Origin of the sequence: Nocardia jiangxiensis NBRC 101359 (assembly GCF_000308615.1) — a bacterium.
Lineage (GTDB): Bacteria > Actinomycetota > Actinomycetes > Mycobacteriales > Mycobacteriaceae > Nocardia > Nocardia jiangxiensis.
The window spans coordinates 39,789-64,867 of sequence record NZ_BAGB01000162.1 but is presented as its reverse complement, the minus strand read 5'-3'; the positions used below and the strand labels follow the sequence as shown (position 1 = coordinate 64,867).

The 25,079-nt window shown below is 68.4% G+C and carries 22 protein-coding genes and 3 pseudogenes; 16 read left to right on the top strand and 9 right to left on the bottom strand.

What is annotated here, in order from left to right; genetic code table 11:
* Window positions 1–196 precede the first annotated feature (196 nt).
* Window positions 197–577: a hypothetical protein gene (locus ON40_RS53580; protein ID WP_169541985.1), complete on the bottom strand. Its 381-nt coding sequence runs from the start codon at window positions 575–577 to the stop codon at window positions 197–199.
* A gap of 34 nt (window positions 578–611) precedes the next feature.
* Window positions 612–1,130 (bottom strand): annotated as a pseudogene (locus tag ON40_RS55160) (ferritin-like domain-containing protein); the annotation flags it as partial.
* A gap of 2,041 nt (window positions 1,131–3,171) precedes the next feature.
* Between ON40_RS55160 and ON40_RS55830 the strand changes: the two are divergent.
* A pseudogene (locus ON40_RS55830) lies at window positions 3,172–3,402 on the top strand (WD40 repeat domain-containing protein); the annotation flags it as partial.
* A 144-nt stretch (window positions 3,403–3,546) separates the two neighbouring features.
* Here the strand turns inward: ON40_RS55830 and ON40_RS38685 are convergent.
* The 3 genes from ON40_RS38685 to ON40_RS38675 all read right to left on the bottom strand — a co-directional run bounded on the left by ON40_RS38685 (window position 3,547) and on the right by ON40_RS38675 (window position 5,714).
* Window positions 3,547–4,164, bottom strand: coding sequence for a hypothetical protein (locus ON40_RS38685; protein WP_040830389.1), 618 nt, complete (start codon window positions 4,162–4,164; stop codon window positions 3,547–3,549).
* A gap of 927 nt (window positions 4,165–5,091) precedes the next feature.
* A complete protein-coding gene (locus tag ON40_RS38680) occupies window positions 5,092–5,358 on the bottom strand; it encodes a hypothetical protein (RefSeq protein WP_040830388.1) in 267 nt (88 codons plus the stop codon).
* A complete protein-coding gene (locus ON40_RS38675) occupies window positions 5,355–5,714 on the bottom strand; it encodes a MerR family transcriptional regulator (protein WP_040830386.1) in 360 nt (119 codons plus the stop codon). Before ON40_RS38675 ends, ON40_RS38680 begins: the two co-directional genes overlap by 4 nt.
* 145 nt (window positions 5,715–5,859) lie before the next feature.
* On the opposite strand from ON40_RS38675, the gene ON40_RS38670 reads away from it, so the two are divergent.
* From ON40_RS38670 to ON40_RS53570, 8 genes and pseudogenes are all read left to right on the top strand, one after another.
* Window positions 5,860–6,279, top strand: coding sequence for an Hsp20/alpha crystallin family protein (locus ON40_RS38670; protein WP_083896245.1), 420 nt, complete (start codon window positions 5,860–5,862; stop codon window positions 6,277–6,279).
* A 29-nt stretch (window positions 6,280–6,308) separates the two neighbouring features.
* The gene (locus ON40_RS38665; protein WP_157186720.1) at window positions 6,309–6,626 is read left to right on the top strand and encodes a hypothetical protein; all 318 of its coding nucleotides are present in this window, start codon (window positions 6,309–6,311) and stop codon (window positions 6,624–6,626) included.
* 329 nt (window positions 6,627–6,955) lie between these two features.
* A complete protein-coding gene (locus tag ON40_RS38660) occupies window positions 6,956–7,189 on the top strand; it encodes an Rv3202a family protein (protein WP_040830383.1) in 234 nt (77 codons plus the stop codon).
* Window positions 7,158–7,511 (top strand): cold shock domain-containing protein, encoded by a 354-nt coding sequence (locus ON40_RS55630; RefSeq protein ID WP_083896241.1) that lies wholly within the window; start codon window positions 7,158–7,160, stop codon window positions 7,509–7,511. The genes ON40_RS38660 and ON40_RS55630 overlap by 32 nt, the downstream gene beginning before the upstream one ends.
* A gap of 111 nt (window positions 7,512–7,622) precedes the next feature.
* Window positions 7,623–7,811: a hypothetical protein gene (locus tag ON40_RS52790; protein WP_157186719.1), complete on the top strand. Its 189-nt coding sequence runs from the start codon at window positions 7,623–7,625 to the stop codon at window positions 7,809–7,811.
* A gap of 365 nt (window positions 7,812–8,176) precedes the next feature.
* Window positions 8,177–8,425: pseudogene (locus ON40_RS55625) on the top strand (recombinase family protein); the annotation flags it as partial.
* Between the two features lie 134 nt (window positions 8,426–8,559).
* A complete protein-coding gene (locus ON40_RS55620; protein WP_281033108.1) occupies window positions 8,560–8,802 on the top strand; it encodes a hypothetical protein in 243 nt (80 codons plus the stop codon).
* Between the two features lie 311 nt (window positions 8,803–9,113).
* Window positions 9,114–9,251, top strand: coding sequence for a hypothetical protein (locus ON40_RS53570; protein WP_169541983.1), 138 nt, complete (start codon window positions 9,114–9,116; stop codon window positions 9,249–9,251).
* A 396-nt stretch (window positions 9,252–9,647) separates the two neighbouring features.
* Here ON40_RS53570 and ON40_RS38640 read toward each other — a convergent pair whose 3' ends face one another.
* The 4 genes from ON40_RS38640 to ON40_RS48835 form a co-directional block, all read right to left on the bottom strand.
* Entirely contained in the window at window positions 9,648–11,090 is a 1,443-nt protein-coding gene (locus ON40_RS38640; protein WP_157186718.1) for a site-specific integrase, read from the bottom strand.
* Between the two features lie 167 nt (window positions 11,091–11,257).
* Window positions 11,258–11,563 carry a helix-turn-helix transcriptional regulator gene (locus tag ON40_RS56375; protein WP_373282052.1) on the bottom strand — a complete coding sequence of 102 codons (306 nt, stop codon included), beginning with the start codon at window positions 11,561–11,563 and terminating at the stop codon, window positions 11,258–11,260.
* A 458-nt stretch (window positions 11,564–12,021) separates the two neighbouring features.
* Window positions 12,022–12,975: a TRM11 family SAM-dependent methyltransferase gene (locus tag ON40_RS38630; protein WP_051194235.1), complete on the bottom strand. Its 954-nt coding sequence runs from the start codon at window positions 12,973–12,975 to the stop codon at window positions 12,022–12,024.
* A gap of 71 nt (window positions 12,976–13,046) precedes the next feature.
* The gene (locus ON40_RS48835; protein ID WP_157186717.1) at window positions 13,047–13,676 is read right to left on the bottom strand and encodes a hypothetical protein; all 630 of its coding nucleotides are present in this window, start codon (window positions 13,674–13,676) and stop codon (window positions 13,047–13,049) included.
* Window positions 13,677–14,128: 452 nt separating this feature from the next.
* On the opposite strand from ON40_RS48835, the gene ON40_RS48830 reads away from it, so the two are divergent.
* The 7 genes from ON40_RS48830 (at window position 14,129) to ON40_RS38585 (ending at window position 25,079) form a co-directional block, all read left to right on the top strand.
* Entirely contained in the window at window positions 14,129–15,055 is a 927-nt protein-coding gene (locus ON40_RS48830; protein ID WP_051194233.1) for a sigma-70 RNA polymerase sigma factor region 4 domain-containing protein, read from the top strand.
* Window positions 15,046–15,447, top strand: a complete 402-nt coding sequence (locus tag ON40_RS38610) for a pilin (RefSeq protein WP_245568179.1) — start codon at window positions 15,046–15,048, stop codon at window positions 15,445–15,447. The genes ON40_RS48830 and ON40_RS38610 overlap by 10 nt, the downstream gene beginning before the upstream one ends.
* A gap of 1 nt (window position 15,448) precedes the next feature.
* Entirely contained in the window at window positions 15,449–17,320 is a 1,872-nt protein-coding gene (locus tag ON40_RS38605) for a TrbL/VirB6 family protein (protein ID WP_157186716.1), read from the top strand.
* Window positions 17,317–20,406, top strand: a complete 3,090-nt coding sequence (locus tag ON40_RS49380; protein ID WP_063713178.1) for a PrgI family protein — start codon at window positions 17,317–17,319, stop codon at window positions 20,404–20,406. Before ON40_RS38605 ends, ON40_RS49380 begins: the two co-directional genes overlap by 4 nt.
* Window positions 20,406–22,958 carry a TraM recognition domain-containing protein gene (locus ON40_RS38595; RefSeq protein WP_157186715.1) on the top strand — a complete coding sequence of 851 codons (2,553 nt, stop codon included), beginning with the start codon at window positions 20,406–20,408 and terminating at the stop codon, window positions 22,956–22,958. Before ON40_RS49380 ends, ON40_RS38595 begins: the two co-directional genes overlap by 1 nt.
* A 112-nt stretch (window positions 22,959–23,070) precedes the next feature.
* The gene (locus tag ON40_RS38590) at window positions 23,071–24,081 is read left to right on the top strand and encodes a replication-relaxation family protein (protein WP_083896240.1); all 1,011 of its coding nucleotides are present in this window, start codon (window positions 23,071–23,073) and stop codon (window positions 24,079–24,081) included.
* Window positions 24,081–25,079, top strand: a complete 999-nt coding sequence (locus ON40_RS38585) for a C40 family peptidase (RefSeq protein WP_051194229.1) — start codon at window positions 24,081–24,083, stop codon at window positions 25,077–25,079. Before ON40_RS38590 ends, ON40_RS38585 begins: the two co-directional genes overlap by 1 nt.

Here is a 25,079-nt window from a genome sequence, read left to right as displayed (position 1 = left end):
CCCACGGAGTGTCCGGTCTGCCGATCTACAAACCTGTCTGGCTGATCTGCTGGGCAGCCAGGGGGATGATTACGCAGCGCTGTCGTCGTCGAGTCCTGGGCGATCGGCGAGGCTATGCCCTCGGCGGAGCAGATCTATCCAGGTTTGAGGGTGAGCGCGGCCAGCACAGTCCGGCCGCGCCCATCACGTCGCGTTTTCAGGCGAGACGGTCCAGCAGCCACCATCCCTGCTCTTCGGTCATCCATGAGGGATCTGCGGGCGATGCGGAGGCGTAGAGTGCGTCATCGAACATCGACAGGCCCGGATCGTCGTGCGCGGTGAGTCCTTCCAGATCGGGGACGCCGTCGGTGGTGATCTTCAAACTTCTGGGCAGCAGGGGCATGTTGCCGACATCGAACAGTGCGTTCTGCTCAGCGGCGGTGGGTTTGCTGCTGTCGAGGCAGAAGTAGACACCGACCCGGTGGTCGACTCCCGCGTACTCCAGTTCCGCCAGCACATACCGCGTCAGCAACCCCGCCCATCCGGCACCACCCAGGACTGTGCGCTGCTCTCTCGGGCAGCGTCGTTTGGTCTCCATGAGCGCGGATCTGACTGTGCCGACCGCGGTGTCCCAGCTTGACCAGCGTCCCGGTGCCGGTTTGCAGGCGGGTGTGGCGCAGGGCGGCCGGTCCGCCGAGGGCGTCCTCGGTCAGCACGGTGGTCAGCCAGTCCATGGTCTCGGTGTGCGCGGTGATCAATCGCTGCGCCAATGCCACGATGCCCGGGTGTCCGGCGGTGGTCGCGAGGGCCTTGATGTAGCGGGCGCGGTCCAGGAGTTGGTGTTCGAGGGACAGGTCACCGAGCAGGGCTTCGTCGAACGGCTGCGCTTGGTCGATCACGGCCTTGACCGCGGCGGCACCGCGCCCGAGGAAGGGCGCGACTCGTTCCGGGATATCACCCAGTTCATGGATGGCTGCCTCGATGGCGCGAGCGCGGTCGCGGGCATCCTCGGCGTTGTCCGACAGGGCACGGCGGGCCGCCTCGGTGCGGGCCTGTGCGATGCGTGTGTCCGCGATCTTGATTTCGGTGTGGGTCAAAGCCAGGACGGCGCGCAACTGCGCCGACAATGTAGTGGTCTCAGGTGTGCTCATGCGTATCTCGTCCCTTCGGCGTTGGTAACGACGTCGAGTCGGCGCAAAGTCTGATGTTCGCTGAGTTTACCGTCGGGTAACCGGCTCCAACAGGGCATATCGACCGGTGTACATCGAGGTCAAACGACACTGAAACACCCGCTCGCTGGAACCAGCGGACAACGCACACAGGGCGGCCCGGGGCCGCTTCGGGGGTCGACCAGCGGTTGGTAGAACTGCTGGCTGAACTGCGGCGCGCGGTCACTGTGTGCCTTGTCGTCGATCCCGTTATGGTGATCGCGGCGGGTTGAGCCTGTCCCCTTCGCGCTCAGGCCCGTCTCGCGCAGTACCGCAGGCGATTTCGCCGACTATTTGACGACCGCCGCAGCGAGATCCGCTGCCGCACATGCCGTTCGAGCTTCCGGTCACGCCCGAGATCATCGTCGGACGGTAACGCGGTGAGGTCGCGAACGACAGCTCGACCGTTATCGGCCTAGTGGGCCACGTAAACCGTTGTCGTGGAGTCTGTTTCGGTGAGCCCGGTTGGAGGTGCTGCGATGTACACCGCACGGGCCCAGTAGCGGTGGGGATGGATCGGACGAAGGTCCGAACGATGGCGGCACGCTGTTGCCGAGCCGAGCGAGCAGGTGGCCGTCCAGGAGCGGCAGTCGGGGGTTGCAGATCACGCGGGAGACGATGGTCGAGATCTTCGCTGCGGCAACGGAACTCACCGACGAGGTGCCGGCGAGAAGGCGAGAGCCGATGGTGCCTGGCAGGAGCGATCCGGTGGCGGGTCGCCGATCGGTGTGATGTTGGTACCGCCGCGCGGGAGCCGGGGACCGTCGGCGCGGTGGAGCTCCCGCAGTCCTATCGCGACATTCTCGAGATAGCCGCCACCCATGCGTTTGCACGCGGATGGCGCGGCCGTCTCCTTCTTCGCGGAGCGGCTCTCCCGTATCAGGAGATAGCACGGAGCCTGCGTCACTGTGCCACAGGCCAGTGCCCCTATCGACCGAAGATTCCCACTCGCCGATCTGGATGGCATGTACGCGTGCGTCTTTGACACTCCATCACCATTATCCGAGTGGGTGCGGCCCGTCTCTAGTGACGATTGATCAGGCCATGAGTTGGTAATCGTCGGGGTAGAGGTGTTCTCGTGCGAGGTGGTACGCCCAGCATTGGTCGAGGTCGTCGTCTTCGATGACGGTGCGTAGACGCCGTATTGCTTCCGCGCCCTCCAATCCCCCATCTGGCACCGCCTATTTCGAGGCCGTCGGCAACGAGATAACGCACTGCTCCTTCTATTACTCCGGTTGCGATCGCCCAGCCTTGGTCGAGGGCTTTGTCCTAGCGCAGGTAATCGGCGTGGCCGCGCAGATAGCGGACCGCGTCGTCCACGCCGCGCCGGTGCTCGCCGGTCAATCCGGCGAGGTTGGCGCGGGTTTCGATGGTGTCGGCGACGCTGCGGATGCGTGGCCGGCGAGCAGGCCCAGTACCTGGACTGCTCCGGGATCGCCGTGCTGGCTTCAGTCGCGAATTTCGGTGTCGCGCAGGGGCACCGTCCGCGGCACTACACTCAGGCCCGGCTGCTTTGTTCGCCTCTGACTCGAACCAACTCACCGAGTCCTGCGCAGCCGAGTTGCTTACCGACAGTGAAGTGGTCAGACGCGGACAGGTACTCGCGCACCCGTCATCATCCGAGACCCATTGCCGCTCAACCTCACCCCGGTCTCGAGTTAGGGCGGCCAGATTTCCGGTTCCTGTCGGCCCCCATGTCGGATGAGGTAGCTCGCTCAGCGCGGATGATCCGATTCCCTTTGTTGCCCTCCTCAGCTTGTGCATCAATATCATGAACCGACAGGTGATCTCGTGGGCTGTGACCGGACAGACGACGTCGCGGCCCGAGCCTGTCAACTTCGGTTGAATCGTGACCCGGTCGTTCCGCGTTGAATCCGGACCCACCCCTGGTGGTTTGGTCAGTCGTTGGTCTTGGCCGCTGGGACGCGGCCGAGGTCTCGGTCCTTGAGTCGGTAGCTGCGACGCGGCCACCGGAAAGCCCCTCGGCACACCGCTCACCGGCCACACCGGCATCGTGTGGAGTGTGGCGTTCAGTCCGGACGGCACGCGGATCGTTTCCGGCGGCGAGGACGGCACCGTGCGGTTGTGGGACGCAGTCACACGATCCGTTTCGCCCTCACCGAGCCCCGGGCGCGCTGTGCGGCCTGCTCCATCAGCTTGGTGCCGTGCGTTCGAACCTCGTCCGGTACGGGGACTCCCGAATGTCGTGACGTGAGCGGTGCGATGACCCGGGTGAGTCGGCCCCGAGCCGGAGTACGCGCCCTTCGAGTGGGGCCCTGCGGGCGAGCAGCCGACCGCGGCCCGGTCCCGGACCTCGGCGGAGCCGACCTCCGGACGCCGTTGCCCTGCCGGATCCGGATCACACGATTTCGGGTACGCGCAGATGCGCGAGCGCCAGCTCGAACTCACCGGTGTCGATCACCACTGCGTCATATCGCCGACTGGCGGCGGCCCGCAGCGAAGCGGCGTGGCCACGGGCGCGAATCATCGCCGTTGCACTGTCGTATGCGGCACACGAGACCGCACGCCCGGACGAGCGGTTGATCATCAGGCTCGCACTGCAGAATCCCTCGAGAGTTCTCATGTCCGCCAGGAACTGGGACCGATACGCCTCGACCACCGCATCCAGCCGCGCCGGCGCAGTCTCCGCCCACGCAACACGCACACAGGCACCGCGGCGCGAGTGGTGCTCGCGATGCAGGACGGCGATCTCCCACTCCTCTACCCGTACGCCGCCGAACATCTCAGCGGCACGATCACGCATCGAGCGAACCTGATCCGCGCTCGAGTGCATCGCCTCCACCGACTCCCACGCGCTGGTAGCGATACACCGACCATGTAGGCGATCGACCAGCAAAGACAGACCGACACAGCCTGCGACACCCTCCAACATCGGCAACACCTGGTCGCGCACATACGCGATCCCGGCTTCGACAGAGGAGGGTTGCGCCAGAATCGTGGTGGAACGCGCGTACACGATCCATCCCCTTCCCGCTCCGAGGGCAGCGCCCCGGTGGCACCACCGGCACCGCTTACTTTGCTTCTCTACAGGCCGACAGAAAATAGTCGGCAATCAGCATCCGAACAATCCCGGGGCAACCGCGACGACACCACAACCAACTCGTAAACACCCTCCGCATCCGGCAACGGGCACCACCCTGCCTCGGCAGTAAGAAGCCGCTTAGCACACGCTGCGTGTCAGACGACGCTGAAGTTGCCGTCTCCGTCGAGAGCATGCTGCACTTCGTCGGCCTTCAGTTCGTGGTCGGCGTCGACGGTAACCATCGACGGTCTCTTGATGTTCAGCTTGATATCGACCGAGCGGACATCCGATATCGCGGACAGGACCGAGTCGACCGTCTAGACACAGCCTTGGCAGTGCAGGCCGTCGATGGAGAACGTGGCTTTCGACATGGCAGCTCCCGATGCCGATGCAATAGGGCCGGGCCCGCTCACGGATCGTCGCAACCGCATGAACGTGCCCGAACCGATCCTACTGCTTTAGATACCTGTCAGCTATCACGAAATACTCGCGAAGTTGCCGGTTTACCTGCACATTCGCTCCTGCACACGCTCTGCGATGTCGTGGCCATTCTGTGCCGTGGAATACGCCGCGTGGCACAGCAGGAGGCGGGCAAGGCAACGGGATATCAGGCCGCCCGGCGTCGACCTGCGGGGCGGCGATGCCACGGAGCGGGGTGGCCTTCGGTGAGCAATACGATCAGATGCTGAAATACACGACCGCGATGCGCACCGGCACCGCCTCCACCGAAGCGATCCTGCGTCGCATGTGCTGCCGTACGGGGAGGTCCAGTTGAACATGAACACTCGCCTCGCTGTCGGTGCGTGAGCGGGCCGGGCCTTCGGGGCTGCCGGTCTCGCGCGGCGTCCACCGCTTGTCCGTCTACATTTCCGGTGCTCGAGCGCGGGTGATGGGGGTGGTGTCGCAGCCGTATTGGGCAAGGGTCTGCTGCAGTGTTTCGATCCCGGCGCGCAGGTGGGCGGCGACAACCTCGGTCGAGGCGAGCACGACCTGGTGCTGCTGCTGGATCTTCTCGATCTGACGCAAGGTCCGCAGGTCTCGGGCGATGTCGTCGAGGACGGACCGGATCTGTTCGGGCGTGCCGACACCGGTGGTGTGGGGCCGCGCCGGAGTAGCGGTGTCGGTCATGACGAATCGCGGCGCCCGCGGAGCTGGTCGCGTTCGGCGGCCAGGGCGGCGTTGCTGTCGCGCAGGGCAGTGTTGGTGTCCTCGAGGTCGAGGATCCGCGCGATCGCGGCCAGGTTGATCCCTTGCCCGGCCAGGGCCGCGATGCGTGCCAGCCGCGCCAGGTCGTCGTCGCTGTAGCGGCGGGTGCCACCCGAGCTGCGAGCCGGTGCGACCAGGCCGTGCTGTTCGTACAGGCGCAGCGAATGCGCCCCCATTCCGGCCAGCTCGGCAGCCACCGAGATCCCGTACACCGCCTGCCCCGGCCCGGGCCGATGATCCCCACCGGGACCGGGCGGGTGGTCGTGTCGATCCAGCATCCTGCTCCTCTTTCTCGATGCCTTCAGATTACCTCAGCATGAGGCTTGCACTCACCTCATGAGAGTGCTAAAACAAATCTAAGTCAGATGACAGAGGTTATCTGAGACCCTTCGAGTGAGAATGGAGTGAGTGGAGGTGGCGACCATGCTGATGCGCACCGATCCGTTCCGGGACCTGGATCGCCTGACACAGCAGGTGTTCGGCACGCCGGCCCGGCCGGTGGTGATGCCGATGGACGCCTGGCGCGAGGGCGACGAGTTCGTCGCCGAACTCGACCTGCCCGGCATCGATCCGGAGTCCCTGGACCTGGATATCGAACGCAACGTGGTGACCGTGCGCGCGCAGCGCCCGGAGTTGGACCAGGGCCGGTCGATGATCGCCGCGGAACGCACCCGTGGAGTGTTCTCCCGCCAGTTGTTCCTGGGAGAGAACCTCGACACCGACGCCATCCGCGCCGACTACCGCGACGGGGTGCTACGCCTGGTGATCCCGGTCGCGGAGAAGGCCAAACCCCGCAAGATCGAGATCTCCCGCCACGACGAACACCAGGCCATCAACGCCTGACCCGGGCCAGCTCACGGGAGGATCCTGTGATGGCGAACGCGACCGGTCGCGCGAGGACCGAGGCCACCGAGGAGCTGACGCGGCTCGATGCCCGGCTGCTGATGCCCGATCCCGATCTCGAGGAGTTGTTCGCCGAGATCGAAGAGGCCTTGTGCCAGGCCCGGGACCGGTGGAGGTTCCCGCTCCCGCGCGAGCCCCGGATGCCCTGGCCGCGGCCAGGCCCGGGGTCACGACGCTGGCGGGCCGCCCGGCTCCACGCCCGCCCACCAGCCGCCGGGCCGGGCCGCCAGCGCGGCCCGCCCGGCGTGCGCGGGCGGCCCCGGTGCGGTATCGGCGATGGTGAGTGAAAGCGAGGTGATGCCTGTCGAACAACGAAGACCACACGAAACGTTCTCGCACAGAAGTGTTCTCGCGAGGATCCGGGACGGCGAACCTGGTCCGGCGCCTGCACGCCGGCACCAGTACAGGACACCCCCGTCCGCCGCTACGTGCACAGCCACTGTCCGTGGCATCAGCAGCGCGGGCCCTGTTCGCCGCCCCGCGCGAGAGCATCGCACAAGTTCACGTTCAGATTCGTTCCGTCGACGGGTGAGCCCGGTCAGCACACCGCTTCCGGGCTCACCCGGCCCTTTCACCGAATAGACCCTGCGACGAACATTCGAAGGAGGGGACTCCCGTGACCCGCACCCGGCCCATCACCCCGGCAGGCAGCGACTTCGACCGCGCCGGGCAGAACGTCCCCGTCCGTGACAGCGACCGCGACACCGGCCTGGACACCACCCCGCTGACACCACCGTCCGAAGCGGTGCGCGCCGCGATCGACCCCGCCGGACTCACCGACCGTATCGACCAAGCCTGGATCACCCCACTGGACCTCGATGACGACTACGACTACGGCCCCGCCGACTGACAGACCCGCCTCCACCAGCGCCGGCCGAACCGATCCCCCGCGGTGCGACCCACACACCAGCGGGGAAGAACTACCGCGCTGGCAGCACGGCCGGGTCGCCTGGTTCAACACCGAGAAGGGCTTCGGGTTCCTGACCCCCGACACCGGCCCCGCGGTGTTCCTGGACTACCAGGCGATCGACGTCCCCGGATGCAAGACCCTCGTTGCCGGGCAACCGGTGGTGTTCACCGCCGCCGACACCGGCCGAGGCCCCCAAGCCACGCGCGTGGTGCCCTACACCCGCGCGCACACCACACCGCGCATCCCGCCGCGCCCATCCTGACCACACCGGCCACGCTGCGGCCACCCCACGCCGTAACCCGGCCCAAGGGCCTGGAACTCCCCTTGGGCATGCAGTAAGCAGCACCGACCAGCAACCGGTACAAGGACCACCGTGGACCCCCGATCACATCTCGACAACCCAGACGACCACACCCTCGAAGTTCGCCACACCCACACGGCCGCAACCGATCCCGACGCCCCACCGATAGTCCAGTGGCCCGACCCCAGCCCCCTGGACCACTGGTGGACCGAGGTCATGGACGGCGCCCTCACCCCCGTCGCTGCACCCCCGGCGAAGTAATGAAATCCATGCTCACGCTGCTCGCCTTGCTGGTGACCGTTCCCTCGCTCGCCGCACTCGCCGGCTGGGCATGCGCGGCCGGCGCCTGCTGGCACGAAATCCGCAACCGCTACCGGCAGCCACCACCCGACCGGCCCACAGCCCGCCCTCGGACACCGGCACTTCGATAACCAACTCCTCCACGCGGACCGGGGAATTGATATCGGACCCGCCGAGCTACGCCGAGGCGGATCCGCTACGCCACCGGTGTTCCGTATGCCGATCCGCCACCGGAACACCCTGCCCAGCGAATCGCCGCCCAGATCACCACTGTTCCGCAAGAGTGTTCCGGAAACATTCCCGGTCATCCCCCGCCATACGGAACAATGGGAACAATGAGCACGCCGTTCCGGGTTGGGTACGCCCGCTGCTCGACCGACGAACAGGACGTCGAGATCCAGACCGAGCAGTTGATCACCCTCGGAGTACCGCGTGAGCGGATCTTCATCGACAAAGGGTTCTCCGGAACCACACGCAAGAACCGGATCGGCCTGGACAACGCACTGTCGGCGGCCACCGCCGCAGCCGCTGCGACCGAGGGCCGCCATGTGGTGCTAACCGCGACGAAGTTCGATCGGTTCGCCCGCAACCTGGCCGAGGCCGGCGAGATCCTGACCGACCTGCGAGGCCGGGGGGGCTGTTCGGGCTCGGCAGCCAGATCTACGACTGGGACGACCCGTTCGGCAAGTTGTTCTTGCAGACCTTGGGCATGGTCGCTGAGTTCGAGGCGAACCTCAACCACATGCGCACCCGCGAAGGCATGGCCAAGGCCCGCGCGAAAGGCCGACTCAAGGGCAAACAGCCGAAACTGCCTCTCGCAGCACGCAAAACGATCCACCGCCGCTACCACGACCCCGACGACACCGCGAGCCTGGCCGACCTCGCCGAGGAATACAGCGTCGGCCGCTCCACCATCCACCGCATCATCAGCGGATCCACACCACGCGCATAACCCTGTCGTTTGCGGCTCGTGACGCGATCCTTACCGGCACCCCTACGACCAGGCCGCCGCCGCATACGATGCCGCGCGCGAGGAACTGCTCGGCGAGATCCTCGCCGCCCTCGGCGAAGGCATGGGCCCCTCGGCGGCCGCCCGACACTCCGGATTCACCCGCGAATACGTCGCCCGCATCCGCGACGGCAAGGTGAAAAGCACTCCAGGCCAGTGACGTTCACACCGATCTCCTCCGCCGTCTCGACATCGGTGGACCACGGGAGATCTGCTGATTGGGCAGTAATCGTGGTGGTGCAAACTGAGCACCCATGACACCGCCCGAACCCGCGCTCTCCGAACAGCTTCGCGGCAAAGCGTGGGACGGCGCTCTACGCGCGCACGCGACGGAAGCCATCTTCGGCCTTCGAGCCCGCCGGTACGAGCTTCGGTTGAAGGTGCTGCGGTAGCTGTCAAATTGGATGAGACCGGTCAGGCTACCTGGATCTCACCGGGCAGGTGCCGGGGCTGCTACATGCGTGGGTGCGTGTCAGCGATGCCAGCTGGTTGGGCTTGGTGGAGATGGTGCTGTGGACGCGGAACGGGACGGGCAGCTCCCGGTGATGCAATGGTGCCCGGCACCAGCGCCATCGCCACGTGAATCGCCCGGTGGCACCGGTCAACGCCGAACACGCCCGTGCGGTCCTGCGAACAGTTGTGGACACTCCCGTAGCCGGTACCCGCCGCCGCATCGAACAACAACCCAGCCCCATCCCGGAGGGGTGGGGCTGGGGGTTACATGTCGGTGGAGCGGGGCCGTGCGGCCGGGCGGCGCACTCGCGCATCCTGGCCGCACGGCCTGCCGCCTATCCGGGTACCGCTGCTGAATGGCGGCGGCGTGCGATCTCGTCTAGTGCGGGACCGATCTTGGTGTTGATGAGTGCGGTGACGTCGTCGTGTGGCTGGAAGCGGCGGGTGTAGGAGCCGCGCAACACCCGGGAGGTGTTACCGAGCTGATCAGCCACCTTGGTCACGTCGAGACCAGCCGAAATACCTTCATTGCCAACGTGTTTGCGCAGGCTATGCGGTGTGACCCCGTCGGGCAATCCCAGCGCGGAAGCCAGCCGCCGCCACCGCGCTCCCATCGTCTTGAGGTTCCGGGTGCCCATGTCGTCCAAATCGAAGAACAACAGGTCCTCCGGCCAGTTCGCGTTCTTCGGGCGCGGCGGCAGTCCGGCTTTCAACCGGCGTTTGCGGATCTCCCGCCGGACCGTCTTCGATCGGCGAATTCGCGCGGCGAGCATGTCCAGTACCGGTCGGGGCAGTTGCACGGGCTTGGCGGCGAACTTGCCCTGATGCAGGTCTTCGGCGTCCGGGGTGGTGTATTCGACCCATACCTGCGCCGAGCCGTCGCGGGTGCGGACCGCGCCGCGTGGGGTCACGATGCCGGTGGCGAAGTCGATATCGGATTCGCACACGCCCAGGCTTTGGCCGAGCCGCCATCCGGTCGCCGCGACGAACACCACCCAGTCGGCCAGATCGTAGTGTTCGCAGTACTGCGCGACCGTGGGTACCCGGTGTTTCCGTGCGCCTTTGCTGGGACGTTTGTCGATCGTGGGGCACGGTGCGGGGGAGGTCCACACGTCGACGAGGATCTGCTCGACCACCGGGGTGTCGACGAAGGCGGCACCGCCGCGTCGGCGCTGGAAGTTGCCGGGCTTGGGCAGCAGAGCCTCTTTGACCGGGTTCCCCGACGCGAGCGCGCCGACGCGGATGCAGTACCGGAACATGCCGGACAGGATGTTCTCGCGGAGGATGCGCGGGGCGCTGCCACCACGCTGGTCGCCGACGTATTCGAGCATGTCCTCGATCACCGCCGTGTTCGTCACGCCGATCTCGCGTCGTCCGTATTTCGGGATGATGGTGTCGCGCATTATCGGTTCGTAGTTCTTGATCGTCTCGGGCAGCCGTCCCCGTTTGCGCAGATCGCCCTTGTACGCCTCCCACGCTTCGGCGATGGTTGAGTGCTTGGTCAGTTTGCTGGCCAGGGTGACCGAGGAATCGATCCATTCCTGTGCGGCGTCGAAGTAGGCGCGACGGGCCGCTTCGCCGGTCCGGTCCGGCTTGACTCGGCCCCGGCTATCGGTCTCCGGTGGTGAGGAGCGGGTGATGCGCTGGTAGTTGCCGTTCCAGTCGCGGGGCCGCCCCGACGCGGTCCACACACCCGGCGTCGTCGGGTGTGGTTTCACGTTCGGTTCGGGGATGTCGCCTGGTTCGAGTTCGGGGCGACCACGTCTATTGTGGGCCATGCCTCTCATTCCTTTGCGTGGGTGGAGGGGTGCTGGCCTTCGCCTGTCCGCTGCTGGTAACAGCGGACCTCCCTCGGCGAGGGCCAGCTTTGTTTTCGGGTTTTCACGGTTCGCCGGACCTGTTCCTGTCGGTAAGAGTCCGGCGAGCTCCGGATTGCGTGTGTGGTTCAGGCGGCGGTCGTGCCCCCGCGCCGGGTGCTGCGTTCTTGTTCGGCGATCCAGGCGTCCATATCGCGGCGTCGGTAGACGACTTTGCGGCGGCCGAGGGTGAACGAGGCCGGGCCGTACCCGATGTGCCGCCAGTACCGCAGAGTGCCGACGCTGAGGTGATAGTCCCGGGCTACCTCGACAGTGGTCAGCCAGTCCCGCTCCCCGGTGAGCGAGGCATCGTGGATTGCCGCCCCCGAAGCTGTCTTGGTGCCGCATGGGGAAGGTTCGGCAGCATTGTCGGCGGGATGTGGTGGAAATGTCATCGTTGTACTCCTTTCACGGGCCTTCGGCGTCAGCGGTCTCGAATCCGCCTCGGGCTTTGTGCGCGGTTCCGGTTCCGGATTCGGGGCGGAATGTTTCTCGGGCGTGTTTCGCGTCGTCGCGATGTGTCTGATTCCTGCGCATCTGGTGGGTGCGCGCGTGGGATCGAACATCGCGGGGGTTTCGGCGCGGACGGTCATGAACGCTCCGTTCACCCGAATTTGTCAAGAAAATGTCTCGTGGCGGGCCGCTGCCCGCCCTGCCCGCCGTCCGGTACCCGGGATCGGGTGACCGCCGCCGACATGCCCAGCGGCCGGTGTAGGGGACCGCAACGCGGCACCGGGCGCGAACCACAGCCACCGGCACACCCGGCCGGGGTTTGCCGACGGGCGGCCAGAAGACATCCGCGCCCCGGGGTTCGCTACATGCGCACCGAACCCCCGGGCGCGGATTGTGTCATCTAGGCGGCCAGATCACCGGGCCGTGATTCCCATCCAGGAACGGCTTCGGGCGTAGACTCATACTGAAATCGCTTGGCGTCCAACGCCTTTAGCTCGAACACAAGGACATCCTCGTGCGCGATCAGCGCCAGGGGCAGGCCCGCGTCGCGGTTCTTCAGCACGAAGTCGCGCTGGAAGAAACTCGAATGCGCGACGATGTCGTTCTCGGTGAGCCGCCCCAAAAGCGCCACGGCGCGGTCGACCGGGGTGAGCCCGGCGGTGGCCGCGCAGCGGGTGAGCAGGGAGGGCAGGTCGACGAGTTCGGCGTGCTGCCGCCAGGGGCGGGCGGTGATCACGACGTGCCCGCTGGGTTTGAGGTAGCTGGTGGCGGCGGTCAGGATGCGGGTGAATCCGGACAACAGCCGGGGCACGCCGAGGTTGGCCAGGTTCCCGCGGTCGAGGGTGTTGCCGTACCGGTGGTTGCGTTTGTGGATCCCTTCTCCGGCACGCACGCGCACGTGCCCGTGGATCGAGTCGCCGTACGGGGGTGAGGTGAGGATCAGATCGACGGTGCCGCGCACCTGTTCGGGCAGGACGTTGGCGAGTTTGCGGGCGTCGCCGGTGTACACGACCGCGTCGGTGTCGTTCCCGGCCTCGGCGGCCAGGGCGAGGTTCTCGCGGGCGATCGCGGCCCACCGGTCCTCGTACTCGACACCGAGGGCGCGGCGGTCGGCGTGGATGGCCTCGATCAGTGTGGTGCCGATGCCGCACATGGGGTCCATCACCAGATCGCCGGGGTTGCTGTACCGGGCGATGGCGTGCGCGGCGATGTGCGGCAGCATTTTCGCCGGGTGGGCGGACGAGTCGCGGGTGTAGCGGGGACCGCGCTGGGCGGCGGGGCTGGCCTGCGCGGTCGCCCACACCGACAGCCGAGTGGGCGGGGTGTGGTTGGGCGTGGTGTCGGGAGCAGACATGTGATGACCACCTTTCGAAGCGAGGGATGGCCCGGCGGGAATGCCGGATTCGGGTGGGCGGGATCCGGGGTTCATGCGGCGGTGGTGAGGTCGTGCGGCTGCAAAAAAACCAGAACGTCGACGTGGACGGTGTCCGTGCCGAACGCCTGCGCCCGGCCGGTGTCGGCGTGCTTACCGGCCGAACGAAGGTCCGCCGAAGTCGGGACGATCTCGGTGCCTCGCACGGGTGCGGCGACGAGGTGCTGGAGATAGAGCAGGTCGGTGTTCTGGGCTTGGGTGATCAGGTCCCCGGACGGGTCGTGGAACGCCCCGTCGTGGTCGCGCCAAGTGCGGGCCAGGACCACCAGTAGCCCCCCTGCCCGCAGCCGGGACGCGGCCATCTCGGCGACCATCGGGGCACGCAGGTCCGGCGTGCCGGGCAAGGTCGTGGCCAGGATCAGGTCGGTATCGGCGGGCTGCGCCAGCCCCGGGTCGTCGACAATGGCGCGGTCGAGGTCGTGCACGAGGCGCTGGGTGTCGGGGGTGGCGGGCATCAGCAGGACGCGGTCACCAGGAGCGCTGTACTCGATCAAGGCCCGTGCGGTGACCCGGGGCGGCCAGGCATCGGCCGTGTCGATCGGTGTGGTCCCGCACGCCCACAAGGTCGACGGGATCGATGCGGGCGCGGTGCGAGGGGTGCGCGCGGATCTGGCTGCGGTCATCGGGAGGTACCTCGTTTCCGGTGAAGGGCGGTGAAGCACGGTTGCTTCTGCTGGAGGACTCCTGTCCGAGACCCGTTTCTTGACATCCGACGACCAAAATTCTTTTCGCCCAGCCTCCCGGCGCAGGACAGCCGCTAGCGGGAAAGGCGGTTCGAGGCGAAGGCCGATCAATTTCTTCACCTTGTCTGCCCCGGGGTCCGTGTGGCGGTGCTGCGGCGTCGCCACACGAGCGCCACACGGCGATTTCACCGCAGGTAGACCGCTATTTCACGGGAGATCCCGAGATGAGGCGGGAACGCTGGCCGCCCGGGGACCGTGCGGGCGTGAAGTCACACGTGAATTCGTCTCGAGGTTCTCGTGAATGCGCGGTGAGGTTCTTCTGACATTGCCGTGTGGATAGCGCTGTCTTTCCTTGCCCGGTCGATTTCTTTTCGCCGAGCACGGGAGGCGCGATGCCGCATTCACGAGCAATCCACGACCAGCACCAGGCACCCAGACCGTTGGCGGTGATCCGGGAACAGTTCGCCCGGTTGGCCGGACACTCGGTGGCGGGTCTGCCCCCGGGCTGGGAACAGACGCGGGCCGCAGAGCTGGCGGAGAGGCTGCTCTATCCCCAAGTCCCCGCCAACGAGGTCGACGCGGTATGGGCGTCGCTGATCCAGCAGGCCCGCACGAGGGACGAGGCCGCGGTGCTGATGTGCGCGGGAGCCGCGCTGCCGATGCTGCACTCGATCACGGCGGTGCTGTGCGGGCATTGGCTCCATCGCGCCGACACCGAATCGATGGTGATCCTCGGGTTCCTCGAAGCACTCGGCGAGCTGGACGTGAACCGGCCCAACGTGGCCAATCGACTGCGGTGGGCCACCTTCCACCGCACCTGCCCACGCGTACGCGAACGGCGGGCAGCACCCATCCCGGCCGACTTGTGCCCCGAGGGTGACGACCCTGCCCTCGTGACCGGTGAGGTCCTCGCCTCACCCGCCGGGCACCCGGACCTGCTGCTGCAGCAGGCCGTCGACGAAGAAGTACTGACCGCCTCCGAGGCCGAGCTGATCCTGCACACCCGCCTGGAACACCAGCGACTCACCCGGACCGCTGCCGACACCGGCCTGCCGTACAACACCCTCGCCCAGCGCCGCTACCGCGCCGAACAGCGACTCACGGCATGGCTGCGTGCCCACATCACCGCCAGAGCGTCCTCGACCACGGTCGAAATGGCCGCCCTCGACGAGCTCACCACGCCCGGCGACCACACAGATAAACAGCAATCGCACGAGCGGATGTCAAAAAAGCGGCCCGGAGCAGGAGTCCTCCCACTGCACAGGCCCGCACCCAGCGCGGACCACACCTCGCACGAGGAGGAGCCCCGATGCGCCTGACGACCCGTTCCCCCGCCGCTATGCCTCCGCCCCCGCGAACCCCTGCGCGGCGCTCGCGCTATCGGGCCTGGCCTGTCCTCGCGGCCGGTGCCGCCACCGTGGTGATGCTGTGCGCGGCGGCGGGCCCGGCCGCAGCAGCACCGGTCGTGCTGGCGGTGGCGACCTCGCTGAATCAGGTCGCTGACAACCTGCGCAACTGGCTGATCGCGATCCTGGCGACGATCGCGACGACGTACTTGACCGTCGGCGGGGCCCGGTACCTGCTCTCGGGTGGGGATGCCGGCGAGGTCGAACGCGCCAAGGCGTGCCTGCGCTCGGCGATGATCGGCTACTGCCTGGCCATCCTCGCGCCGGTCGTGGTCAGCATCCTCAAATCACTGGTGGGAGGCTGACATGCTCATCTTCCTGCCTGTTCGCCTCATGGGGCACGGCCCGGCATGTTGGGTCCGGCGGTGCGCGTTGCTGGTTCTCGCTGTGGGCGTGCTGATCGCAGCTGCCGGTTCCGCGCCGGGGCGGGCGGTCCCGGTGACCACCCCACCTGCACCGCCGTCGGTGACCGCGCCGATCACTCCCGGCCCGCAAACGCCCGCGCCGGTGACGCCCGCGACACCGACACCACCGACCACGGCACCGGCCCCATCGCAGGGCGAGCTCTGCTCCAACACCAGCCAGGGCTGCACCCGAGATCCTGCTCAGGATCAGGGTCCGGCCGCTGCACCCGAGCCCGATTGCGGGCTCGATGCCATCAGCGGCTGCTTGGTCAAGGCGATGGACGGGCTCTTCAGCACCGTGGTGTCCTCGGCGCTGGACCCGCTGCTGCAGTTGTTGTCGACCACCCTGCTGGCCACGCCGGACCCGGCGAGTCTGCCCCGGGTGGGTGAGTTGTGGACCTCGTCGTGGCAGATCACCTTGACGGTGTACGGGCTGCTGGTGATGGCCGCCGGAATCCTGGTCATGTCCTATGAGACGTTGCAGTCACGCTGGTCGCTGCGCGAGATCGCCCCCGGGCTGCTGATCGGCATGGTCGCGGCAGCGTTGAGCTTCCCGCTGGTCACCCAGGCCGTCCGCGCCGCGAACGCCCTGTCCACCGCCGTCGCCGGGAACGGGGTCGATCCCGACTCAGCCGGACAGGCGTTGCGGCAACTGGCCTCGGTGACCGTCGGCACGGGCGGCATCTTCGGGCTGCTGCTGGCCCTGGTGCTGATCGTGCTGGTGGTGATGCTGCTGGCCGGGTACGTGATCCGAGTCGCGATCACGATCGTGCTGATCGTCGCCGCGCCTTTGGCGCTGATGTGTCACGCCCTGCCGGTCACCGAACCGATCGCCCGCTGGTGGTGGCGATCCATGGGCGCGTGTCTGGCGATCCAGATCGTGCAGAGCGTCACGCTGATCACCGCCACCCGGGTGTTCCTCACCTCCGGGGACTGGCACCTGCTGGGAGCCACGGAATCCGGGCTGGTGGACCTGATCGTCTCGATCGCCCTGGTCGGGGTTCTGGTGAAGATCCCGTTCTGGATGCTCTCGGCGATGCGCATCGGCTCGGGACACTCCATGGCAGGTCGCATCGTCCGCAGCTACCTGACGTACAAGACGCTCGGACTGCTACGCGGCAGCGCTCACGCGGCGAAGGCCCCCAAGCCCCGGCCCAAACCCGCACGCGCGGAGCCCGACCCCTACGACAAGGCCGAGACCGCCGCCGACGGGCAGATGATGCTGCCGCTGGCGGGCCTCAAACGCGTCCGGCCGAAACCACCACCGGCCCCCACCCTCACGCCACGCACGTCCAGGTCGGCGGAGTCGGGGCAGCAGCTGGCGCTGGACCTGGGCAAGCCCAGCCCCTCGCTCCCGCCCGAAGCGCCTCGCCCCGACGGCCAACGCGCCCTGTTCTACGCCACCCCGGTCAAACCCACACGCCGTCGCCCGCCTCCGGCGAACACGATCTCTGCTGGTAGTGGCCGGGCCGGGGCCTCGACGGGGAAGCGGGCACCGAAGGGCCGCCAGCTGGCGCTGCGGTTCCCGCCCCCGCAGCCCCCGAAGACGCCGCCCGCGAGGGTGCAGGACCCGTACGCCCGCCCGACCTCCACCGCGCAGGGCCAGTACGTGCTGCCTCTGGGAGTCAAGCGGGTCCGGAAACCGGCCCCGCCGCCCACTCCGGCGTGGATTGCGCCGCCCGCGCCGCGCCGGGCCGGGCGGCAGCTGCACCTTCCCCTGCCCGGTCTGCCCGTGCGCCGCCGTCGGCGGCCCGATGCCGGAGGTCCCCGATGAATTCCTATCGCATTCCCTCGGATGTGGAGCGGCCCGACCGGATCCTGGGCCCGCTCACCGCCCGCCAGCTCGCCCTGCTGTCCGCGACCGGACTGGTCTTGCTGCTGATCTGGGCCACCACCCGCACACTCATACCGATCACGGTGTTCGCCGCGCTCGCGGCCCCGATCGCGGCGGTAGCGACCGCGATCGTGCTCACCACCCGCGACGGCCTGTCCGGTGACCAGCTCCTCGCGGCTGGGTTGCATCATCACCGGCGCGCGAGGCACCTGATCGCCACCCATGCTGGCGACGACGCCCCGGGCGGGGCGGTTCCGCGCTGGGTGACCGACCGCGCACGCGGGCCGCGTCCGCCCACCGCGCACCCGATCACGCCCGGCACGGCCGGGCTACCCAGCACGGTCACGGCGGGCACCGGGGTGAGTGGCGGGGTCGGTGTGGTCGATCTGGGTGAGGAGGGGATCGCGGTGATCGCCGCCGCGACCACCATCAACCTCGCCCTGCGCACCCCCGCCGAGCAAGCCGGTCTGGTCGGCGCGCTGGCGGGCTACCTGCAAAGCCTGTCCGGGAACGGCGTGCAGATCCTGTTGCGGTCGGTGCGTCTCGATGTGACCGGCCACATCACCGATCTACACACCGCCGCCCAGACCATGCCATCATCGTTGGCCGAGTACGCCCGCGATCACTCTCGCTATCTAGCGGAGCTGGCCGAGGACGACACCACCGGGCAGCGCCAGGTCCTGCTGGTGTGGCGCGAGCCCCTGGATCCCGCGACCCGGCTGGCGGGCTCCCTGGTGGGCGGGCTCACCGCGCGGGGCCGCTGCGAACGCCGGATCTCCGCGCAGGGTCGTCACGCGGCTGAATCCCGGTTGCTGGCGCGGCTGTCCGATGCCACCGACCTGCTCGCGCCCCTGGGGGTCGGGGTGCGGGCCCTGGACGATTCGCAGGCGCGGGCGATCCTGACCAGCTGCACCAACCCGGCCAACCTCGTGCCCTACGGCGCGGCCGGGGCCGCGGGTGCCACCGAGATCATCACCACGGAGGACGGCCAGTACACGGGCTTGCAGTTCGACCCCCTCGACACCGGCGACGAGGAAGAGGACGACAGCCTCGGCGACGGTGTCCGGGGTCTCGGACCCCGGACCCGGCGCGGGAGGATGCCACGCCGAGGCGGCGGTGGTGTGGAGTTCGCGCCGGAGTCGTTGACCATCGGCGCCCGCCACCTCCAGGTCGGATCGGACTTCGTGGCGACGATCGCGGTCACCGGCTACCCGCGCGAGGTCACCCCGGGATGGCTGGCACCTCTAGCCGCATTCGGGGACCGGGTCGATATCGCCCTGCACATCGAGCCGATCGATCCTCGTCAAGCCGCGCTGCAGTTACGCCGCCAACTCGCCCGCCTCGAATCCAGCATGGCCTCCGCCGCGGTGAACAACCGGGTCAGCGACCCCGCCGTGGAGGTCGCCGCCGAAGACGCCGCCGCGCTGTCGGCGCAGCTGGCGCGCGGGGAGTCCCGCCTGTTCCGCGCCGGACTGTATCTGACCGTCCACGCCACCAGCGAGAACGAACTCACCGCACAAGTCACCGCGCTACGCACTGTGGCCGCGAGTCTGCTGATCGACACCTGCCCGCTCACCTACCGGGCCGTCGAGGGCTGGACCGCGACATTGCCGCTGGGCCTGGACCCCGTCCGGCTACACCGCACCTTCGACTCCCACGCCCTGGCCGCGGCGGTGCCGTTCGCCTCGGCGCAGCTGCCGCCCGCGGACCCGGTCTCGGTCACTCCGGCCGGAGTCTTGTACGGGCGCGACGGCGCGGCCGGGCTGCTGTTCCACGACCGCTTCGCCCCCGCCATGCACAACCACAACGAAGTCATCCTCGGCCGGTCCGGATCGGGCAAGTCCTATCTGGCGAAAACCAGCATCCTGCGGTCGCTGTACCGGGGGATCGAGACCATCGTCATCGACCCCGAGGACGAATACGCCGCGCTGTGTGAGGCCCTGGGCGGCACCCATATTCGGCTCGGCGCCCCCGGCGTGTGCCTCAACCCGTTCGACCTCGACATCCACGTGGGGCCCAGCGGGCACCGCACCGCGACCGCCGATGCGCTGCTGCGGCGAAAGCTGCACCTGCACACCGTCATCGCGGTCCTGCTCGGCGAGCAAACCCCCGCCCAGCGCGCCGCCCTCGACACCGCGGTCACCGCGACCTATGCAGCGGCGGGGATCACCGACGACCCGGCCACCTGGGTGCGGCCCGCGCCGACGCTGAGCATGTTGCGCGACCAGCTCGCCACCGGCACCCCGGTGGCGGCCGACCTGGCCGCCGGGCTCGCGCCGTATGTCGGCCAGGGTGCGTTCGCTGGGCTGCTCGACGGCGCGAGCACCCATTACCCGGCGGGTGCGTTGATCGTGTACTCGCTGCGGGAGTTGCCCGAGGAACTCAAGACCATCGGCACCTTGCTGGCGTTGGACGCGACCTGGCGGCGGGTCAGCGACCCAAGCCTGCGACGGGCGCGCTCGGTGGTGGTCGACGAGGCGTGGCTGTTGATGCGCCAGCGCTCGGGAGCGGACTTTCTGTACCGGCTGGCGAAATCCGCGCGCAAGTACTTCGTCGGGTTGACCGTCGCTACCCAGGACGCCGCCGATGTGCTGGCCACCGATCTCGGGAAGGCGATCGTCGCCAACGCCGCCACCCAGGTCCTGCTCCGGCAAGCTCCGCAATCCATCGACCAGGTCGGCGACGCCTTCGCGCTTTCCGACGGCGAGCGCCGTTTCTTGCTCTCAGCCGATCGCGGCCAGGGCTTACTCGCTACCGGAGCCCACCAACGCACCGTCTTCGGCACGATCGCCTCCCTCGCCGAGCACCAGATCGCCACCACCTCACCCGAGTACGACCTGCCCGGCACCGACCAGGACGCCGGCTACCTCGACCTCGACCTCGACGCCGAGGACACCCGCATCGACCTCGACCTCAGCTCCCCGACCTTCGACACCGACGACCCGGTCCGTCTCGGCGCGCAGGTCCTCTTCGGCGAAGACGACGAGTGGGACACCGCGCAGTTCACAGAACAGGAGACTCAGTGATGACACCCTCCCTACACACCCAGACACCCCCGCCGGACTCCGGCGGCGGCGGTGGAGTTATCGGTAAGTTCCTGACCCACCCTGGCCTGCGAGTGGGGCACTTGCTTTCCCTCGCCGAACAGCACGCGTTCTCCTTGGCTGCGGTCCTCGTGGCCACGGTCACCGCCGTGGTCGCTGTGGCGGTGTGGGTGCGGCGTCGTCGGGAGCGGCGCTGGGCCGAAGGGGCTCGCCACGTGGAGATCCTCGTCCCGCCGCAGGTCCAGCCCGACGGCGCAACAGTGCTCTGGGAGCAGCTGCACGGGGCGATCGCCCGCCGCTGGTGGCAGCGGTGGTTGTCCGGGCAGCACCTGCTCGGGTTCGAATACCGCATCAGCCCCGAGTTCGGCGCGAGGATTCGGCTCTGGGTGCCCTCGTGTGTGCCGCCGCACCTGATCGAGAATGCCGTCACGTCCTCGTGGCGCGGTGCCCGCACCCACACGACCCCCGCCACACCACCACTACCACTAGCCCCGGGCGGGCACCGCAACCTGCTCGCCGGAGGCGAACTCCGCCTCGCACGACACGGCCGCTGGCCGATCCGCACCAACGCCCCCGGCGACCCGGTTGCCTTCCTGCTCAGCGCCGCTGCCGCGATGGAGCCGGGCACCACCGCGTGCGTGCAGGTCCTGGCCCGCCCGGTCACCACCCGCCCCACCCGGCAAACCGCTGGTGGTTCCGGCACACCCGCCGCCCTCGGCCAGTTCCTCCTGGAAGCCGGGCGGGAGTTGTTCGGCCTGTTCGCCCCGGGCCCGGTCCACCGCACCGGCACACCGGCGCGGACCGGCAGCGCACGGTATGGGGTTCGTGATCGGCAGGTGAGCTTGGAACAGTCCGCCCAGGATCACGCCGCCGCTACCAAAGCAAGTGTTCCGCAGTGGGCCACCGTCGTGCGCTACGCGGTCACCGCCCCTGTGTCCCTCGACGCTGACCACGCCACCCGGGCCAGGGACATGGTGCGGGGCCGCGCCCACGCGGTCTCGGCTTTTCTGTCGTCGGCGTCGCAGCACAATCACTATCTTCGTCGTTGGCGTCGCGGTGCCGGGGTGCGCGAGGCGATGTTCTGGCGGCGGCTCGGCCGCGGTGATCTGCTGTCCAGCCCGGAGTTGGCGGTGCTCGCGCATCTGCCGACCGATGCGGGGATCGCCGAGATCCACCGTGCCGGAGCCCGCGCTCTGGCGCCCAGCGAAGTCGTGGCTGCGGGTGGTCCGGGTACCAAGCCTCTGGGCCGCGCTGATGCGACCCGGGGGCGGGCGGTCGCGATGCGGGTGGACGATGCCCGTCACCACGTGCACGTCATCGGCCCCACCGGGACCGGGAAATCCACCCTCCTGGGCCAGATGGTCCTCGCCGACGCCGCCGCCCGTCGCGGGCTGGTTCTCGTCGACCCCAAAGGCGACTTGGTCAGCGACGTGTTGACCAGGCTCCCGGAGGAGTGTGCGGGGCGGGTGGTGTTGTTCGACGCCGACTCGGCCAGCCCGCCCCCGTGCATCAACCCCCTCGATCTGACCACCGTCGGCGGGGATCTCGACCAGGCCGTGGACAATATCGGGTCCGTCTTCGGGCGCATTTACCACCAGTTCTGGGGTCCACGCACCGACGATGTGTTCCGGAACAGTCTCAAAACCGTCTGCGCCCAGGCGCGCCCGGCGACCCTCGTGGACGTCGCCCGGCTCCTGACCGACGACACCTACCGTGCCCGGCTCACCGCAGACGTGAAAGATCCTCTTCTGCAACAGTTCTGGGGCACCTTCGAAGCCTTGGGCGAGTCCGGGCGAGCCCAGCTCATCGCACCGTTGTTGAACAAACTCCGCCAACTGTTGATGCGCCCGTTCGTGCGGTCCGCACTCGCGGGCGGGCCCGCCACCGTGGACCTTCGCGCGGCCCTCGACGGCGGCGGCCTGGTGCTGGCCCGGCTGCCGAAGGGTCGCTTGGGGGAGGACACGACACGCCTGTTCGGGGCGCTGCTGGTCGCGCGGACCTGGCAGGCTGCCACCGCCCGCGCGGACACCCCCGCCACCCAACGCCGCGACGCGGCCCTGTACCTCGACGAATGTCACAACTTCCTGCACCTGTCCACACCCGTGGAGGACATGCTCGCCGAAGCCCGCGGCTTGCGGTTGTCCATGGTCCTGGCGCACCAGAACCTCGGCCAGCTCACCCCCACGCTGCGCGAAGCGATCTCCACCAACGCCCGCAACAAAATCTACTTCGCCCTCTCACCCGAAGACTCCCGCGACCTGGCCAGGCACACCCTTCCCCAACTCGGCGAGCACGACCTGGCCCACCTCGACGCCTACCACGCCGCAGCCCGCCTCATCGTGAACGGCCAGAACACCGCCCCCTGCACCGTCGAAACCACGCCCCTGCCCCCACCGGTCCCGGGGCGGGCTCGCCGCATCCGCGCCGCCGCTCGCGCCCACACCACACCGCGCCCTCACGCTCTGCCCGCAAGCGCGCCCCGAGCGAATTCTTCTGCACCCCAGGTTCCTCGCGACGACCCGCGTCGCCGGTGAAACCCCTTCCAGGACAACGGTTTGCGGCTCACCCGCGCCACGCATTCACTCTCGCGTCCGTGCCGCCTGGTCCGGCGTTTCGCCCCGCCCTCGATAGGAGGTGTCTTTTCCGATGACCCCCACCCCACCCCCTGCACACGCCTCGGCTCGCGAGGGCGCGCGTTCGGCTGGTCCGGTGCTGGCCGGGCGGGCTCGGCTCGCTGGCATCCTCACCGCGCGAGATCGGTGGCTGCTGTGGATGCTGTGGGAGCACCGCGTGCTCACCACCACCCAGATCAGCGGCCTCGCGTTTCCCGCGACCCGCCGCGCGACCCGCCGCCTGCTCACGCTGTATCAGGCCGGGGTGATCGACCGGTTCCGGCCCCGCCGCCCGGTCGGCACCGCACCCTGGCACTGGATCCTGGCCCCCGCCGGAGCCGCCGTCCTGGCCGCAGAACACGGCCTGGACCTACGCGAGCTGCGCTGGCGGCACGACCGCGCCCTCGCCCTCGCGCACAGCCTGCACCTTGAGCACGACATCGGCGTCGGCGACTGGTTCACCACCCTGGCCACCAGCCCCGAACCCGGCGCACTGAATCTCTGGTGGTCGCAAACCCGGTGCGCGCGGTTGTGGGGAGACTTGGCCCGCCCTGACGGCTACGGCCGCCTCGACCCCACCACGCCGGGGGCGGGTGGGTTGGAGTTCTTTCTCGAATATGACTGTGGCACCGAATCTCTCACCCAGCTGGCAGGGAAACTCCACGGGTACGGCAACCTTGCCGCCGCGACCGGGATCACCACTCCGTTGTTGTTCTGGCTCCCCACTGCGCACCGCGAGGCCACCGCCCGCACGGCCCTGGCTTCCGCCGCGACCGGCCTGGACCAGCCCGCCACGGTCCCGATCGCCACCGCCAACCCCGAGCACACCCCCGAGGCGGGCCCGGCCGGGGCGGTGTGGCTGCCGCTGCACCCTGCACCGGCCCGCCCCGGGCCTCGGATCTCGTTGGCGCGCTTGGCCGGTGCCTGGCCGCACCTGCACCTCGACCATGCCCCCGTCAGCACCAGCGAGGACAGCGCGGCCCTGGACCAGCGCGTGGTGATCCCGCCACCGCCACCGCGCCCACCCCGGCACGGGAGGCTGTGATGTTCGGGCTCGCGCTCGGGGCCGGAGCGACCGCCCTGTTCACCGCCGCGATGATCGGCGCGTTCACCGTCACGGTCGTCGTGGTCGACTCGACCAAGTCCCACACGAGCATCACCGCGCCCGGCCCGGCCGCTGGGCAATCTACGCCGAGTCCCGATGCGGTCGCCGACATTCCCGCAGACAAGCTCGCCCTCTACCGCGAGGCCGCCTCGGACTGCCCCGGCCTGGACTGGACGGTCCTGGCCGGCATCGGCAAAGTCGAGACCGACCACGGCCGCAGTCATCTCCCGGGAGTCGCCACAGGCGAGAACAGCGCAGGCGCCGCAGGACCCATGCAATTCCTGGCCTCCACCTTCGACGCGGTCACCGCACGCCACCGGCTCCCCGCGGGCGGCGCGAGCCCACCCTCGCGGTACAACGCCTCGGACGCGATCCACGCTGCCGCGTTCTACCTGTGTGACTCCGGTGCCCCCACCGACCTACGGCGCGCGATCTACAGCTACAACCACGCCGACTGGTACGTCCAGCAAGTCCTGAATCAAGCTGCCCGCTACCGCACCACCCCCGGGTCCGGGGCTGGGGATTGCCAGCACCTCACCGGCCTGAGCCCCACCGCGGCCACCGTGCTCACCTTCGCCTGTAGTCAGTTGGGTCAGCGGTATGTGTGGGGAGGCAACGGGCCACAAGCCTCTGGCGGATGGGACTGCTCCGGGCTCACCAAGGCCGCCTACGCCGCTGCCGGAATCGCGCTCCCGCGCACCGCTGCCGACCAATACCACGCCACCACCCCCATCCCCATTACCCAGATCCAACCCGGCGACCTCGTCTTCTACAGCAACCAGAAAGACGGAATACACCACGTCGCCCTCTACCTCGGCAACAATAAAATGATCGACGCACCCGACCTCGGACAATCGGTGAAAATAGAAGACTACCGATATTCGAACGACGACTTCCTATCCGTCAACCATGTATTCAAAGCGGATTTATCGCAATGA

Bases quoted from the DNA above. Each gene is read 5' to 3' on its own strand.
- ON40_RS53580 (WP_169541985.1), bottom strand. From the start codon at position 577: ATGGAGACCAAACGACGCTGCCCGAGAGAGCAGCGCACAGTCCTGGGT.
- ON40_RS38680 (WP_040830388.1), bottom strand. From the start codon at position 5,358: ATGACCGACACCGCTACTCCGGCGCGGCCCCACACCACCGGTGTCGGC.
- ON40_RS38675 (WP_040830386.1), bottom strand. From the start codon at position 5,714: ATGCTGGATCGACACGACCACCCGCCCGGTCCCGGTGGGGATCATCGG.
- ON40_RS38670 (WP_083896245.1), top strand. From the start codon at position 5,860: ATGCTGATGCGCACCGATCCGTTCCGGGACCTGGATCGCCTGACACAG.
- ON40_RS38665 (WP_157186720.1), top strand. From the start codon at position 6,309: ATGGCGAACGCGACCGGTCGCGCGAGGACCGAGGCCACCGAGGAGCTG.
- ON40_RS55630 (WP_083896241.1), top strand. From the start codon at position 7,158: ATGACGACTACGACTACGGCCCCGCCGACTGACAGACCCGCCTCCACC.
- ON40_RS55620 (WP_281033108.1), top strand. From the start codon at position 8,560: ATGGTCGCTGAGTTCGAGGCGAACCTCAACCACATGCGCACCCGCGAA.
- ON40_RS53570 (WP_169541983.1), top strand. From the start codon at position 9,114: ATGACACCGCCCGAACCCGCGCTCTCCGAACAGCTTCGCGGCAAAGCG.
- ON40_RS38640 (WP_157186718.1), bottom strand. From the start codon at position 11,090: ATGGCCCACAATAGACGTGGTCGCCCCGAACTCGAACCAGGCGACATC.
- ON40_RS56375 (WP_373282052.1), bottom strand. From the start codon at position 11,563: ATGACATTTCCACCACATCCCGCCGACAATGCTGCCGAACCTTCCCCA.
- ON40_RS38630 (WP_051194235.1), bottom strand. From the start codon at position 12,975: ATGTCTGCTCCCGACACCACGCCCAACCACACCCCGCCCACTCGGCTG.
- ON40_RS48835 (WP_157186717.1), bottom strand. From the start codon at position 13,676: ATGACCGCAGCCAGATCCGCGCGCACCCCTCGCACCGCGCCCGCATCG.
- ON40_RS48830 (WP_051194233.1), top strand. From the start codon at position 14,129: ATGCCGCATTCACGAGCAATCCACGACCAGCACCAGGCACCCAGACCG.
- ON40_RS38610 (WP_245568179.1), top strand. From the start codon at position 15,046: ATGCGCCTGACGACCCGTTCCCCCGCCGCTATGCCTCCGCCCCCGCGA.
- ON40_RS38605 (WP_157186716.1), top strand. From the start codon at position 15,449: ATGCTCATCTTCCTGCCTGTTCGCCTCATGGGGCACGGCCCGGCATGT.
- ON40_RS49380 (WP_063713178.1), top strand. From the start codon at position 17,317: ATGAATTCCTATCGCATTCCCTCGGATGTGGAGCGGCCCGACCGGATC.
- ON40_RS38595 (WP_157186715.1), top strand. From the start codon at position 20,406: ATGACACCCTCCCTACACACCCAGACACCCCCGCCGGACTCCGGCGGC.
- ON40_RS38590 (WP_083896240.1), top strand. From the start codon at position 23,071: ATGACCCCCACCCCACCCCCTGCACACGCCTCGGCTCGCGAGGGCGCG.
- ON40_RS38585 (WP_051194229.1), top strand. From the start codon at position 24,081: ATGTTCGGGCTCGCGCTCGGGGCCGGAGCGACCGCCCTGTTCACCGCC.